The 14212-nt window shown below is 39.8% G+C and carries 12 protein-coding genes; 7 read left to right on the forward strand and 5 right to left on the reverse strand.

From position 1 onward, the window contains the following. The first annotated feature begins 117 nt into the window (after window positions 1–117). The 5 genes from NLF99_RS03650 (at window position 118) to NLF99_RS03670 (ending at window position 4824) form a co-directional block, all read left to right on the forward strand. Window positions 118–1260: a hypothetical protein gene (locus NLF99_RS03650; RefSeq protein WP_254526749.1), complete on the forward strand. Its 1143-nt coding sequence runs from the start codon at window positions 118–120 to the stop codon at window positions 1258–1260. Between the two features lie 10 nt (window positions 1261–1270). Beyond that, window positions 1271–2641, forward strand: coding sequence for a regulatory iron-sulfur-containing complex subunit RicT (locus NLF99_RS03655; RefSeq protein WP_185212760.1), 1371 nt, complete (start codon window positions 1271–1273; stop codon window positions 2639–2641). An 11-nt stretch (window positions 2642–2652) separates the two neighbouring features. After that, the gene (locus NLF99_RS03660) at window positions 2653–3111 is read left to right on the forward strand and encodes a gliding motility lipoprotein GldH (RefSeq protein WP_254526750.1); all 459 of its coding nucleotides are present in this window, start codon (window positions 2653–2655) and stop codon (window positions 3109–3111) included. Window positions 3112–3113: 2 nt separating this feature from the next. Beyond that, a complete protein-coding gene (lpxK, locus tag NLF99_RS03665) occupies window positions 3114–4145 on the forward strand; it encodes a tetraacyldisaccharide 4'-kinase (protein ID WP_254526751.1) in 1032 nt (343 codons plus the stop codon). A gap of 307 nt (window positions 4146–4452) precedes the next feature. Beyond that, window positions 4453–4824, forward strand: coding sequence for a hypothetical protein (locus tag NLF99_RS03670; protein WP_093099957.1), 372 nt, complete (start codon window positions 4453–4455; stop codon window positions 4822–4824). 182 nt (window positions 4825–5006) lie between these two features. Here the strand turns inward: NLF99_RS03670 and dnaA are convergent, their stop codons facing one another. Both dnaA and dxs read right to left on the reverse strand, forming a co-directional pair. Beyond that, the gene (gene dnaA / locus NLF99_RS03675; protein WP_093099955.1) at window positions 5007–6434 is read right to left on the reverse strand and encodes a chromosomal replication initiator protein DnaA; all 1428 of its coding nucleotides are present in this window, start codon (window positions 6432–6434) and stop codon (window positions 5007–5009) included. 352 nt (window positions 6435–6786) lie between these two features. Then, window positions 6787–8715, reverse strand: a complete 1929-nt coding sequence (dxs, locus tag NLF99_RS03680; protein ID WP_185212757.1) for a 1-deoxy-D-xylulose-5-phosphate synthase — start codon at window positions 8713–8715, stop codon at window positions 6787–6789. Between the two features lie 151 nt (window positions 8716–8866). Between dxs and NLF99_RS03685 the strand changes: the two genes are divergently transcribed. Then, window positions 8867–9619: a ScpA family protein gene (locus NLF99_RS03685; protein WP_185218592.1), complete on the forward strand. Its 753-nt coding sequence runs from the start codon at window positions 8867–8869 to the stop codon at window positions 9617–9619. Here the strand turns inward: NLF99_RS03685 and NLF99_RS03690 are convergent. From NLF99_RS03690 to NLF99_RS03700, 3 genes are read right to left on the reverse strand one after another with little or no spacing between them, the layout of a single operon-like run. After that, window positions 9616–10362 (reverse strand): enoyl-CoA hydratase/isomerase family protein, encoded by a 747-nt coding sequence (locus NLF99_RS03690; protein ID WP_254526752.1) that lies wholly within the window; start codon window positions 10360–10362, stop codon window positions 9616–9618. The two genes, NLF99_RS03685 and NLF99_RS03690, sit on opposite strands and share 4 nt — an antisense overlap. Next, window positions 10352–11209, reverse strand: a complete 858-nt coding sequence (locus NLF99_RS03695; protein WP_254526753.1) for a hydroxymethylglutaryl-CoA lyase — start codon at window positions 11207–11209, stop codon at window positions 10352–10354. Before NLF99_RS03695 ends, NLF99_RS03690 begins: the two co-directional genes overlap by 11 nt. Further along, on the reverse strand, window positions 11199–12350 hold the full coding sequence (locus tag NLF99_RS03700; RefSeq protein WP_185212753.1) for an acyl-CoA dehydrogenase family protein: 1152 nt from the start codon (window positions 12348–12350) through the stop codon (window positions 11199–11201). Before NLF99_RS03700 ends, NLF99_RS03695 begins: the two co-directional genes overlap by 11 nt. Before the next feature lie 136 nt (window positions 12351–12486). Here NLF99_RS03700 and NLF99_RS03705 point away from each other — a divergent pair, with 136 nt between their 5' ends. Next, a complete protein-coding gene (locus NLF99_RS03705) occupies window positions 12487–14094 on the forward strand; it encodes an acyl-CoA carboxylase subunit beta (RefSeq protein WP_185212752.1) in 1608 nt (535 codons plus the stop codon). Window positions 14095–14212: the final 118 nt, after the last annotated feature.

The following is a 14212-nucleotide window of genomic DNA, read 5'->3' on the forward strand; positions in this document are numbered from 1 at the left end:
TAGATTTTATTGCAATAATACAGAAAAGAATCTAATTTTTTGCAATTCAAATTCGAGTTCAGCTGCATAAACATTAAAAAGCACTGCATTAAAATTTGTACATTTGTAAGATTAGGTATGCAATTTAAAAATATCGTAGGCCATCAGGCGCTCAAACAACATCTTATTTCAACGGTAAGAGAAAATCGAGTAAGTCACGCTCAACTGTTTCTAGGTCCAGAAGGATCTGGCAGCTTAGCTTTGGCCCTTGCCTATGCCCAGTTTATCAATTGTGAACAGCCGCAAGCCGACGATAGCTGTGGGATATGCCCTTCATGCCTAAAGTACGAGAAATTGATTCACCCTGACTTACACTTTTCTTATCCTTTCTTTGCAAAAAAAGCGGATGAAACGGCAAGTACCCATATGGAAGATTGGCGTAAGGCCTTTCTGGAAAATCCTTATCTGAGCTTGAGCCATTGGAGAAACCAATTGGAAGCGGAAAACAAACAGGCAAACATCAATATCGCCGAAGCGCATGATATCATCAAGAAATTAAGCCTGAAAGCTTTTGAAGCTGAATATAAGGTTTTGATCATGTGGCTGCCGGAATATCTCGATACACAGGGCAATGCTCTGTTGAAATTGATCGAAGAGCCTCCTGCGAAGACTTTGTTCTTGTTGGTTGCCGAAAATCAGGACAAGATCTTGAACACGATCATCTCCAGGACGCAATTGATGAAGGTCAATAAGCTTTCCCATGAGGAATTGATGCAGTTCCTGATCGAGCAGAAAAATATAGATCCTGTTCGTGCCAATGAGGTGGCTTTTATCGCTGATGGAAACATGCAATCCGCACTGGACCAGCTGGAAGAGTCTTCTAACGAAAACTTTGACCTTTTGATCCGTTGGTTGAGGTGTATCGTGACGGATGCAGGTTTGAACATTATTCAGATCTGTGATGAAGAAATCAGCAAATTGGGCCGGGAGAACCAAAAACTGTTCTTATTGTACAGCATAAATGTGCTCAGACAGATCGTGCTTTTAAACCAAGGGCTAGATCAATTAGTCTTTCTTAAGAATGCGGAATTGGAGTTCGTGAAAAAATTTAGTGAGATCAGCAGCTTGGAAAAGTTGCAGGTTGCTATAGAATTACTGGAAAAAACGCATTATTCTGTGGAAAGAAACGCAAATCCTAAAATATTATTTTTAGATTTATCTTTGCAGTTAGTTTTATTATTTAAATACAATACGTTCCCAGCGGGAACTCAATATATATAATTTTAGACATATGGGATGTGGCAGTTGCTCATCCGGGGGTGGTTGCGGAAGTAAATCACTAGGCACAGTACCAGCAGGTTGCAATAACAACGGTACGTGCATGACCAGCGGATGTAATAAATTGGATGTTTACGATTGGTTAGTCGATATGGACTTGCCATCTAACTATAAACCTTTTGATATTGTAGAAGTTCGTTTTAAAGGCTCAAGAAAGGAGTTTTTTGTAAATACGGACAATTTATACCTTGAAATGGGAGAAATGGTGGTTGTGGAACCTAATACTGGGGGATACGACATTGGCCACGTTTCTTTGACTGGTGAATTGGTAAGACTACAATTGAAAAAGAACAACGTTAAACCTGACGACGTTGTAAAAAAAGTATACCGAAAGGCAACAGAAAATGATGTTGCCAAGTATAATCTTGCAAAGGATCTTGAATGGGAAACCATGCACCGAGCCCGTAATTTGGCACTGGAGCTGGGCTTGTCCATGAAGATTTCAGACGTAGATTATCAAGGTGATAAGACAAAGGCTACCTTCTACTATACAGCAGAAGGCCGTGTGGATTTCCGGGAGCTGATCAAGAGAATGGCGGAAGCTTTCCGCATTCGTATCGAGATGAGACAGATCGGAATGCGCCAGGAAGCCAGTCGTTTGGGAGGAATTGGTTCTTGTGGACGGGAGCTCTGTTGTTCGACATGGCTTACGGACTTCAAAACTGTTTCTACCTCTGCGGCTAGGTATCAGAACCTTTCCCTGAATACCTTGAAACTAGCGGGACAATGCGGTAAATTGAAATGTTGTCTGAACTATGAATTGGACAGCTATATGGATGCCTTAAAGGATATTCCAAACAATATCGATCGTATCGAAACGCATTCTGGTATGGCTTACTTGCAGAAAACAGATATCTTCAAGAAGACCATGTGGTTTTCATATCCACATGCAGAATCGTGGATTCCACTATCTGTGCAGCAGGTAAAAGAATTTGCTGAATTGAACGCACAAGGCAAGAAACCGCAAGAATTGATCGTCCCTGAAAAAGAGGAAATCATCAATGTGGCGATTCCAGACTATGAAAATGTCGTTGGACAAGATAGTTTGACCCGCCTTGACGAACGCAATAAAAAGAAAAAGAAACGCAAACCAAAACGTACTCCAGGTAAGCCTGAGAATGGACAGAAACAAAGTCCTGAACAAGGCAACCAAAAGCCAAAAGCTGAAAATAAGCCACAAAACAATGGCAACAAACAGCCTAAGCCAAAGGAAAACAATGGAAATTCGGAAGCTGGAGAAGGTCAGAAAACCAATAGGAGAAGGCCTCAGAACAAGAATAGACGTTTCAATAACAAAAACAAAGACAATAATTCTGAGGGTTAAGTACTAATCCTATGCATAGAACTGTATTCATAGCTATTGTTGCTCTTTTACTGACCTCCTGTCAGGAAGGGGCATTCTATGAAAGAAATTCCGTTATCCCAGGTCAACTCTGGGATAACGGTTTTAAACCTCAATTTGAGGTAGATGTACAGAATAAACAAGATAAGTACGATCTGTTTATCAACCTAAGGCATACCGCCTACTATCCATATTCCAATTTTTCATTTGGAATCAAACAAAAAGGTTTAGGAATCCTAGATAGCAGTGCCCACTATAATTTCAAGTTAGCGGAAGCTGATGGACGCTGGATTGGCCCTTCTGCCGGTAATTTGTACGAGCAGACCAAACTGTTGCAGGAGAATTTTACTTTTCCGGATACGGGAAAATATGTATTTTCAATCCAACAGAACATGCGTGACAATCCTTTGAGGGGAATAAACGATGTTGGAATCAAGTTAATCAAGAAATAGATATGCAGCTTTTAAGGTGGTCGTTGCTTCCCTTTACCATCCTCTATACCTTAATAATTTGGGTAAGAAACAAGTTGTATGACCTAAATATCCTCTCGTCTAGGACATTTGACATCAAAACTATTGTGATCGGTAATTTGGCGGTAGGTGGAGCAGGAAAAAGCCCATTAACCCAAAAACTTATTGCCCATTTCAAGGACAAATATCGGCTTGCGACCCTAAGCCGGGGCTATGGCAGGAAAACCAAAGGCTTTCGGTTGGTCCAAGTGGATGACCTCGTTGAAAATGTTGGCGATGAACCTTTGCAATTCAAAAAGAACTTTCCAGATATCAGCATATCTGTGGATGAAAATAGGGCAGAGGGCATTGAAATCCTAAATAAAGACCATGACCTGGTCCTGCTTGATGATGCATATCAGCACCGTAAGGTGAAGCCAACCTCTTCTATTTTAGTCTTTGAATACCATTCCATCCTAGAGCCTATTATATTATTGCCAACGGGCCAATATCGAGATACCTTTGATCAGACCAAAAGGGCAGATCTTATCCTCATTAGCAAGTGCCCTGATTATATTCCATTTGAAAACAAATTAAAGATCCAGGAAAAGATCAGGAAACATAACAGCAGGGCAGGCATCTTTTATAGCCGTATAGGCTATAAGGAATGGATTCCTTTAAACAATACTGAATCAGACCATCCTATTTCAAGAAAGACTATCTTACTTATCACAGGGATTGCAAATCCCAAACCACTTGTACAGCACCTAAATAGTCAAGGAATAAAGATTGAGCATTTAAAATTCGCAGACCATCATCAATTTGATGATTTCGATTATAAGGTAATCACAGGACGGTTCGAAAAATTAAATGAAAGCAAGGACGCTATCCTTTTGACGACCGAAAAGGATGCGCAGCGACTGGACCTGAATAAACTGAAAGATATCCCAACGTTTTATATACCAATTGATATTGTTATCGAAAAGGAAATTGAGTTTTTTCAAGAATTAGAAAGTTCGATAGAAAATAAATCATAAGGAACTTATCAATTATCGATAAATAAAAGCTACTTGACATCAAGTAGCTTTTTCTTTTTTGTCACATATTGTAATATTTTTTCAATTCAACTGAAATAATTAGAATTTAACTAGAATCATGCTCCAAACATACGTAGGGCCAATAATCTTTAAATTTAATCACCCTGAGTTTGTATTATTATCTTGTTAAGAAATGTTAAAAAGTAACAAACATGATACAATCATACAATAAAAGATACAATTCGACTGTTATTTATTGTACAGAAACGGAGTAAATAATAAAGTATTAAACAAAAAAATTAAAATCATGAAAAAGTTATTTTTAGCAGTATCCGCAGTATTATTTTCACTAACTCTAACATTTGCTCAGGAAGTAAATCCAGAAGAGAAAGCAAAAGCAACTGTAACCGAATGGACACAACAGTTGAACTTGACAGAAGATCAACAGGCACAAATCTATAATGTAGTACTAGAGCACAAAAAAGCTAAATTGGCTTTAAAGGCAGACACTACAGCAGCAGCTGATGCAAAAGCTACTCAAATTGAGGCTTTGAATTCAGATCTAGACAAAAAAGTATCTGATTTGTTGACTGATGAACAAAAACCATTGTACGCTAAGATTGTAGAAGCTCGTGCAGCGAAAAAAGCTACTATGCCAGAGCCGAAACAAGTACAATAATCTAACTAATATTCATGTTTCATAAATAGAAAAGGGACTGCAGTAGCTGCAGTCCCTTTTCTACTTTTTAAGTAGATGAAAGTAATTGGTAGAAAGTCTTTAGACTATTCGGATAGTATCAAAATAAAAAAGCTTGGGATGTTCTCCCAAGCTTTTCAATTTCTTTCTTTACAATGTGTTTTTTAAGAAGCTTTTAATTTCTTTTGGATGTCTTGCACATAAGTCTTGAATTTCTTATCGGTTTCGATAAGGTCTTCAACTGTTTGGCAAGCATAGATTACGGTAGAGTGGTCACGACCGCCAAAGAAATTACCGATAGATTTCAGCGAAGATTTGGTATGGTTCTTTGCCAAATACATTGAAATCTGTCTTGCTTGTACGATTTCGCGTTTACGGACTTTGGATTTAACCATTTCAACTGGTACCTCAAAGTATTCACATACTAGTTTTTGGATGTACTCCATTGAGATTTCCTTATGGGTGTTCTTCACAAAGTTCTTTAACATCGACTTTGCTAAGTTCAGATCAATCTCTCTTTTGTTCAGAGTAGATTGCGCCAATAAAGAAACCATTGCTCCTTCTAATTCTCGGACACTGTTGTCAATCTGATTCGCCACATATTCCACTACACTTTCTGGCAGCTCAATACCATCTGAGTACATCTTTTTCTTAAGGATGGCCATCCTGGTTTCTAGATCAGGAACCTGAATATCGGCTGATAATCCCCATTTAAAGCGGCTTAACAATCTTTCTTCGAGACCAGAAAGATCCTTAGGTGCTTTATCAGATGTTAAGATGATCTGTTTGCCTGTTTGGTGCAAGTGATTAAAAATGTGGAAGAATATATCCTGTGTTTTCTCTTTTCCAGCAAAATTATGCACATCATCCATGATGATGACATCCATTGCTTGGTAAAAATTCACGAAATCATTGATGGTGTTATTCTTCAAAGAGTCAACGAACTGCTGACAGAACTTTTCACATGACACGTAGATTACCAGTTTATCTGGTAAGTTTCTTTTGATTTCATTACCGATTGCTTGAGCGAGGTGAGTTTTACCTAAACCCACATCTCCATAGACCATCAAAGGGTTGAAAGAAGTTCCTCCTGGTTTATTTGCGACAGCATATCCAGCCGAACGAGCCAAACGGTTACATTCGCCTTCTATAAAATTGTCGAACGTATAATTTTGATTTAATTGAGGATCAACTTGTAATTTCTTTAACCCCGGAATTACAAAAGGATTTTTGATGTTCTTGTTCAATGCAACAGGAACAGGAATTGATTGCTTCTTTCCCTCGGCACCATTTCCATTCGACGGAATGTTGGTGGTGTAAGGTGGGTTAGCAGATGACTTCTCTACAACGATGTTGTATTCCAGTCGGCCTTGTTCACCCAAGAATTTTTTAACTGTTTTTCTGAGAATACCTACATAATGTTCTTCCAGCCACTCATAGAAGAACAGACTTGGTACTTGAATAGTTAAAACGTTTCCTTCTAGACGTACAGCTTTAACGGGCTCGAACCATGTTTTAAAACTTTGCGTTGGTATATTATCTTTTATTACTGCAAGACAACTTTCCCAAACACTTGTACACGTTTTTTCCATTCTGAATTTGTTAATAACTTGAAAACCAATAATTGACAAAATTTCTGTTCATAACTTTTGCCTACAACGAATATGACAAAAAAAAATGAGCTAAAAAATTAAATTGACAAAAAAAAGGTAAGTAACTAAAAAACAACATTTTAATTGTAATTTTTAGCATATTTTGTCCAAAATATTAGTGCAAAATTATTTTATTAACACATATATTTTGATACCCTATTTATAGGAGTTTTTAAAGCAAAAATTAAGCAAGGAAAAATAAATGTGGAAAACTTTTAATAAAAAAGGAAGCCTGTGGGCTTCCTCTTGTAGACGCTTGATTGTCTTTGAAATACCTGCTCTAATAGAGCAATTATCCTACCAAAGTTTCGGTTTTTATGCCTTTTGTTAATTTCCTAACCTGAGCCTCAATTCCAGCAGCATCATATCCACATATATGCCATAATTCTGCCTGCTCACCGTGCTCCACAATACCATCTGGGATTCCCAAACGTACCACCTGAGCCTCGTAATGATGGTCTGCCATAAACTCTAGGATTGCAGATCCAATCCCGCCCGGCAAACAACCGTCCTCTACGGTAATCACTTTGCTATACTTTTTAAATACTTCGTGTAACAAAGCTTCATCGAGTGGTTTTGCAAACCGCATATCATAATGTGCAGGATGGATACCATCTTCACGCAGTTTCAAGATAGCCTTACTGGCTTCATTACCGATATGGCCGAAGGATAAAATAGCTATTTCTTCACCATCACAGATCTTTCTGCCTTTACCGATCGGAATTTCCTTAAACGGAAGCTTCCAATCCGGCATCACGCCATTGCCACGAGGGTAGCGGATGGTAAAGGGGCCTTGATCCGGCAACTGAGCCGTATACATCAGGTTCCGCAGTTCCTCTTCGTTCATTGGCGAAGCCAAGACCATATTCGGAACACAGCGCATAAACGCAATATCGTAAGCACCATGGTGCGTAGGGCCGTCAGCACCCACCAAACCGGCTCTATCCAAACAGAATACCACATTCAGCTTCTGCAAGGCTACATCGTGGATAACCTGATCGTATGCCCTTTGCATAAAAGATGAATAGATATTACAGAAAGGAACCAAACCTTGAGCGGCCAGACCTGCACTGAATGTAACAGCATGCTGTTCCGCAATGCCCACATCAAATGCCCTATCCGGCATTGCCTTCATCATGATGTTCATAGAAGATCCACTCGGCATAGCCGGAGTAATCCCCATGATCTTATCGTTTGTTTCCGCCAATTCCACCAATGAATGACCAAATACATCTTGGTATTTCGGTGGTTGGGGTTTCTCAGAAATAGATTTCTTGATTTCTCCGGTGATCTTGTCAAAAAGACCGGGAGCATGCCATTTTGTTTGGTCCTTTTCTGCCAATGCATAGCCTTTACCCTTTACGGTAACCACATGCAACAACTTAGGACCATTGATATGCTTCAGATCCTCGATGGTTTTCACCAATTTATTGACGTCATGTCCATCAACAGGACCAAAATATCTAAAGTTTAGGGATTCAAATAGGTTAGAGTTCTTCAACAAGGTACCTTTAATGCTCTGCTCGAGCTTTTTAGCCCAGCCATAAGCATTTGGACCCTTCTTGGAAATCTTCTCCAATACGGACACCAAATCATCCCTAAATCGATTGTAACTTTTTGAAGTGGTTATACTGGTCAGGTATTCTTTCATCGCCCCTACGTTCGGGTCAATGGACATACAGTTGTCGTTCAGAATAACCAATAGATTTGACTTTTCGATCCCAGCATGGTTCAATGCTTCAAAGGCCATGCCGCCGGTCAAGGCACCATCACCGATTACAGCAACATGCTGCCTATCGGTTTCACCCTTATATGCAGAGGCAACTGCCATTCCCAAAGCAGCAGAAATGGAAGTGGAGGAGTGTCCTACACCAAAAGCATCGTATTCACTTTCACCACGTTTAGGAAATCCAGAAAGCCCGCCTAAAATACGGTTCGTATGGAATTCTTCCCTTCTACCCGTCAGTATCTTGTGTCCATAAGCCTGATGACCGACATCAAAAATGACCTGGTCATAAGGAGTATTCAATGCATAATGCAACGCTACGGTAAGTTCCACTACACCTAAACTAGCTGCAAAATGTCCGCCGTTTACAGAAACGATATCGATGATAAACTGTCTCAGCTCTTTACAAACCTCTTCAAGTTCCGATTCCTTCAAATTTCGAAGATCAGATGGAAATTGAATTTTTTGTAATAGCGGTCCTGCTTCTACCTGCATAAATGAAAAAATTTCGAAATAAGATACAAAGTAACAATTTATTCTTTTAACTATGGAATATATATACAATTTAATCTGCTGCATTGTTTTGCTTTATTCGAATGAATTCCATCTTTTTATACAAGCAAATCCTTATTTTTGAGCATATTCTATGGACGCGACAAACTACGAGATTAAACTGGCACAGTTCGAAGGACCCTTTGACCTTTTGCTATTCTTTATTGAAAGGGATGAATTGAATATCCATGATATTCCTATCTCTAAGATCACAGATGATTTCTTGGCCTATATCCAACATATGCAGTCCCTGAACATAGAATTAGCCTCTGAATTTATCTTTGTTGCCTCGACCTTGATGCGCATCAAGGCTAAAATGCTGCTTCCACGTCCTGAACTGGATGAGAATGAAAACGAGATCGACCTGAAAAAGGAATTAGTCCAAAAGCTTGTCCTGTACAAGCAATTCAAGGAAATCTGCGAAGAGCTGAAAGATCTGGAGGACCGTAGGTCCAAATTTTATGAAAGGGGAAATACCGAAATCGACCTGAAGATAGCACGTGAAGCCAAGGCTCAGACCATAGATGAGGAACTTTCCAGCTTTGACCTATATAAACTGATGTTGGTCTACGAAAGGGTGATGTTCAATTTTTCCCATCGCGTACAGGATGTCACGCATACCGTAGTGAAATACCCCTATAGCATAGAACAACAGAAAAAAGCGATCGCTGAATTAATTGAGATCAATAAATCAATGGATTTTTCAGCATTGGCAAAGAATTCTGAAAACAAGGTACAGTTTGTCTATAATTTCTTGGCCATCTTGGAGATGTTGCAACAAAAACTACTGGATATAGAAGTAGGCCTTGGATTCAATAATTTCTGGATAGAAAAGAAGGTCTCTTAGTTCTTATTGAGCCTTTCAGCCATAAATTTCTTCACTTCATCCCTATCCTTTAGGTTCTGCAGAGACTCCAGGAGAAAGGCATACTGCTTATCAGACTCCATGTCACGGATAGCCTTTAAGGCCTTCATCCCTGCCTGCATGGCATAAATGCTCTTATCAGCAAAGGAAGCAATCAAATCATCAATTTTATCCTGTTCCAAATAGCCGTCGACCAATCCCAGTTCTATAGCCTTATCGGTCTGGAAAGGGCTTGGGTCAAAACATAATTGCAAAATCTGTTTTTCAGACATGATCTTCTTCAAGCCAGCCATCACCTGGAAAGGAAAGATGCCCAGAGAAATTTCCGGCAACCTAAAATTCAGTTCTTTTTTCGCAAATACATAGGTACAGCCCAAGATATAGAGAAAACCTCCGGCGATGACATCGCCTTCAACGATAGCTATTGATGGCTTACTGAACTGATCAAAGATCTCGCCCAAGGAACGTTCCATATTAACGATAGCAGGATTTGGACTATCCATTTCCGGATTTTGATAGGTCTTGAGGTCCATTCCGGCACAAAATACAGGGCCATTTGCCCTTAGAACCAATACATGGACCTGATCATTGGCTTCCGCTTGCTCCAGGGCATGGGCCACCTCATTGACTGTGGTAGGGGTAAAAGCATTGCGCTTAGCTTCCCTATCCAAGGTCAAGGTAAAAACATGTTCCTTTATTTCGGTTTGAATGAATTTATAATTCATGCTTGATCAAATTTTGAAATCCCTGCATCAGTCCAGACATTGTATCAAAGTTAGCTTTATTGAACCGATCCACTAACAATTCCGAAGGAATATTTCCAACCAGCTCATCTTTGGCAAATGGACAGCCTCCATAACCTAATACAGCTCCTTCAAAGCGTCTGCAACCCGCCGAATAAGCCGCGTCTACTTTCAATAGGGCACTCTCGATCGGCGAATGGAAATGCGCACTGAAAGGAATATCCGTAAATTCCTTTGTAATTTTATGGAACAGGTCCTTGATGCTATCTGGAGTAGCCTCAGAAGTGGTATCAGCAATAGAGAAGTTCTTTACACCAATGGCATTCAGGTTATATATCCATTCCGAAACCAGATCCATGTCCCAATGGTCACCATAAGGATTACCAAATGCCATGGATATATAGACGACCAACTCCTGCTTTTCATTTCTGCCCATGATACCCAAGATTTCCTTGACAGCTTCATAGGCCTGCGAAATACTGGCGTTGGTGTTCTTTTTCTGAAAGGTTTCCGAAATGGAGAAAGGATAACCTAAATAGTCAATTTTCTCCATTTCGGAACCTATTTCAGCACCTCTTTTATTCGCGATGATTGCCAATAGCTTTACCCGATCATCCTTTTCCAGGCCTTCCAATACAGCTTGCGTATCACTCAATTGCGGAACCGCCTTTGGCGAAACAAAGCTTCCAAAGTCTATGCAATCAAAGACCTGGCTTTTTATCAACTGATTGATATAAGCAATTTTCTTTTCTGTTGGAATCTGATAAAGGATACCTTGTATGGCATCTCGAGGGCAATCCACTAGGGTTACCTGTTCTTTATTGTACATCTTTTTTTATCTCTCTTGCAATGACCATGCGTTGGATAGAGCTTGTTCCTTCACCAATAGTACATAATTTAGCGTCCCTAAAGTACTTTTCAGCAGGAAAATCCTTGGTAAATCCATAGCCACCAAGAATCTGTACAGCATCGTTTGATACCTCAACAGCCGTTTCCGAAGCATATAATTTAGCCATGGCGCCTTCTTTGGTCACTTTTTGACCATGATCTTTCAAATCACCCGCTTGTCTGATCAATAGTTCAGAAGCAGTAATTTTCGTAGCCATATCCGCTAAATTAAAACCAACCGCTTGAAAATCAAAAATTTTAGTCTGGAATTGTTCCCTTTCATTGGCATATTTCAATGCACATTCATAGGCACCTCTCGCTATTCCCAAGGATAGGGCGGCAATTGAGATCCTACCTCCATCCAATAATTTCAGGGCCTGCACAAAACCATCACCTATTTCACCGATCAATTGATCCTTATGGATCCGGCAATTATCGAAAAATAAAGAACCTGTTTCAGAGGCACGCATTCCCAATTTATCCATCTTCGCTCCAGCGGAAAAACCTTCCATTCCTTTTTCTACGATAAAAGCAGAAATTCCTTTTTTATCGCCTTTTTCACCCGTCCTAGCCATAACTACAGCTACATCACCAGAAATGGCATGGGTAATAAAGGTTTTATCTCCGTTTAAGATGAAATAATCTCCGTCTTGGACCGCTGTGGTATTCATGCCGCCAGCATCAGAACCAGAGCCTGGCTCTGTCAATCCCCAAGCGCCAATCCATTCTGCCTTAGCCAGTTTCGGAAGGTATTTTCTTTTCTGCTCCTCATTGGCAAAGCTTAGGATATGATTGGTACACAATGAATTATGGGCAGCCACCGATAGACCAATAGAACCACATACTTTTGAAATCTCATCTAAAATGGTAATATATTCTTGGTAGTTCAGTCCAGATCCACCATATTCTTCAGGAACCAAGATGCCCATGAAACCATGATCACCTAAGTTTTTGAATAGTTCAACAGGGAAAATTTGAGCCTCATCCCACTTCATCACATGAGGTTTTATATAGGCATTTGCAAAATTACGGGCACTCTCTCTAACTAGTGTCAATTCTTCTTTAGAACCGAGGTTATACATAATATTATTTTAATTAAGTTTATATTTGGGTTACAAATGTTTCTTACAAATATTATAAAAAACAAATAATATTTTATGATATTTATAATAATTTAATATTTCAGAACCTAATAAATTACATTATTTCAATAAAGCTATGCGAGGCCAATTAGAAGAACTCCAAAGGAAAAGAGAAAAACTACTGTTAGGTGGAGGCTTGGACAAAATCCAAAAACAACACGAAAAAGGAAAATTATCGGCATGGGAACGGGTCCTATACCTATTAGATGAGGATAGGGATTTCACCGAGATTGGTGTCTTTGCTGCCGATGGGCAGTACGAAGAACATGGTGGTTGCCCAAATGCTGGGGTAGTCGTGGTCTTGGGCTATGTTAAGAATAGGTTATGTGTGATTGTATCAAATGATGCTACGGTCAAGGCCGGAGCCTGGTTTCCGATGACCTGTAAGAAAAACCTGAGAGCTCAGGAAATAGCCATGGAAAACCATATTCCCATTATCTATTTGGTAGATTCTGCCGGTGTCTTTCTACCTATGCAAGCTGAAATATTCCCTGATAAAGAGCATTTTGGAAGGATCTTTAGAAATAATGCCAAGCTTTCTTCCATGGGTATCCCCCAGATTTCTGCCATTATGGGTTCTTGTGTGGCTGGTGGTGCCTATTTGCCCATCATGTCTGATTATGCACTGATTGTCGAAGGTACCGGATCTGTATTTTTAGCAGGATCTTACCTGGTGAAATCATCTATTGGAGAAGTCATTGATAATGAGTCCTTAGGCGGAGCAGATACGCATTGTGAAATTTCAGGTGTTACCGACAATAAATATCCGAATGATGAGAGTTGCTTGGATGCCATCAAAAATATAGTGGATAAATTCGGTTCTGAACCTACCTATCAATATTCAAGGATAGAAGCGAAGGAGCCAGAATATCCGATGGAAAAACTCTATGATTATATGCCTGAAGATAGATTGAAGCCCTACAATATGGTTGAAATCCTGAAATGTATAGTCGATAGTGGTTCCTTAGAAGAATATAAAGCAGATTATGGCAAGACCCTGATCTGTGCCTTGGCTCGGGTAGATGGATGGGCAGTGGGCATAGTGGCCAATCAACGGGAAGTGGTTAAGGCCAAGAAACCTGGAGGTTCAACAGAAATGCAGATGGGTGGAGTGATCTATTCAGATTCAGCTGATAAGGCAGCCCGTTTTATCATGAACTGTAACCAACAGAAAATACCATTGCTATTCTTTCAGGACATCACCGGTTTTATGGTGGGTTCCAGGGCAGAGCATGGTGGAATTATCAAGGATGGTGCTAAAATGGTGAATGCCATGGCCAATTCCGTAGTGCCAAAATTCACGTTTATGGTAGGAAATAGCTATGGAGCAGGTAATTACGCGATGTGTGGCAAAGCTTATGATCCTCGATTGATCTATGCATGGCCTACCGCCAAAATAGCGGTAATGAGCGGTGCATCTGCAGGTAAAACTTTGTTGCAGATCCAAGAAGCAGCCTTAAAATCAAAGAATATCAGCCTGAGTGAAGCGGACAAAAACAAGCTTTTACAGGATATCGAAAAGACCTATAATGAGCAATTGAGCCCTTACTATGCAGCCTCCAGATTATGGGTAGATGGAGTGATCGATCCAGCCGATACCAGAAAAATTATTTCCATGGGTATAGAAGCTGCATCGCATAATACAGAGATCGGAAAATACAATGTTGGCGTGATCCAAACTTAGCGGTAAGCGATTGTCAAAATCATAAAATTATAAAAGGAAAGCCTTGTTTATCATAACAAAGCTTTCCTTTTTCTTTTCCTATAAAGCCACTGTACAGTACCTGAAAATTCCATAATCT

It is taken from the genome of Sphingobacterium sp. LZ11T8, from assembly GCF_024261425.1.
Taxonomy (GTDB): Bacteria; Bacteroidota; Bacteroidia; order Sphingobacteriales; family Sphingobacteriaceae; genus Sphingobacterium.

Bases quoted from the DNA above. Each gene is read 5' to 3' on its own strand.
- NLF99_RS03650 (WP_254526749.1), top strand. From the start codon at position 118: ATGCAATTTAAAAATATCGTAGGCCATCAGGCGCTCAAACAACATCTT.
- NLF99_RS03655 (WP_185212760.1), top strand. From the start codon at position 1,271: ATGGGATGTGGCAGTTGCTCATCCGGGGGTGGTTGCGGAAGTAAATCA.
- NLF99_RS03660 (WP_254526750.1), top strand. From the start codon at position 2,653: ATGCATAGAACTGTATTCATAGCTATTGTTGCTCTTTTACTGACCTCC.
- lpxK (WP_254526751.1), top strand. From the start codon at position 3,114: ATGCAGCTTTTAAGGTGGTCGTTGCTTCCCTTTACCATCCTCTATACC.
- NLF99_RS03670 (WP_093099957.1), top strand. From the start codon at position 4,453: ATGAAAAAGTTATTTTTAGCAGTATCCGCAGTATTATTTTCACTAACT.
- dnaA (WP_093099955.1), bottom strand. From the start codon at position 6,434: ATGGAAAAAACGTGTACAAGTGTTTGGGAAAGTTGTCTTGCAGTAATA.
- dxs (WP_185212757.1), bottom strand. From the start codon at position 8,715: ATGCAGGTAGAAGCAGGACCGCTATTACAAAAAATTCAATTTCCATCT.
- NLF99_RS03685 (WP_185218592.1), top strand. From the start codon at position 8,867: ATGGACGCGACAAACTACGAGATTAAACTGGCACAGTTCGAAGGACCC.
- NLF99_RS03690 (WP_254526752.1), bottom strand. From the start codon at position 10,362: ATGAATTATAAATTCATTCAAACCGAAATAAAGGAACATGTTTTTACC.
- NLF99_RS03695 (WP_254526753.1), bottom strand. From the start codon at position 11,209: ATGTACAATAAAGAACAGGTAACCCTAGTGGATTGCCCTCGAGATGCC.
- NLF99_RS03700 (WP_185212753.1), bottom strand. From the start codon at position 12,350: ATGTATAACCTCGGTTCTAAAGAAGAATTGACACTAGTTAGAGAGAGT.
- NLF99_RS03705 (WP_185212752.1), top strand. From the start codon at position 12,487: ATGCGAGGCCAATTAGAAGAACTCCAAAGGAAAAGAGAAAAACTACTG.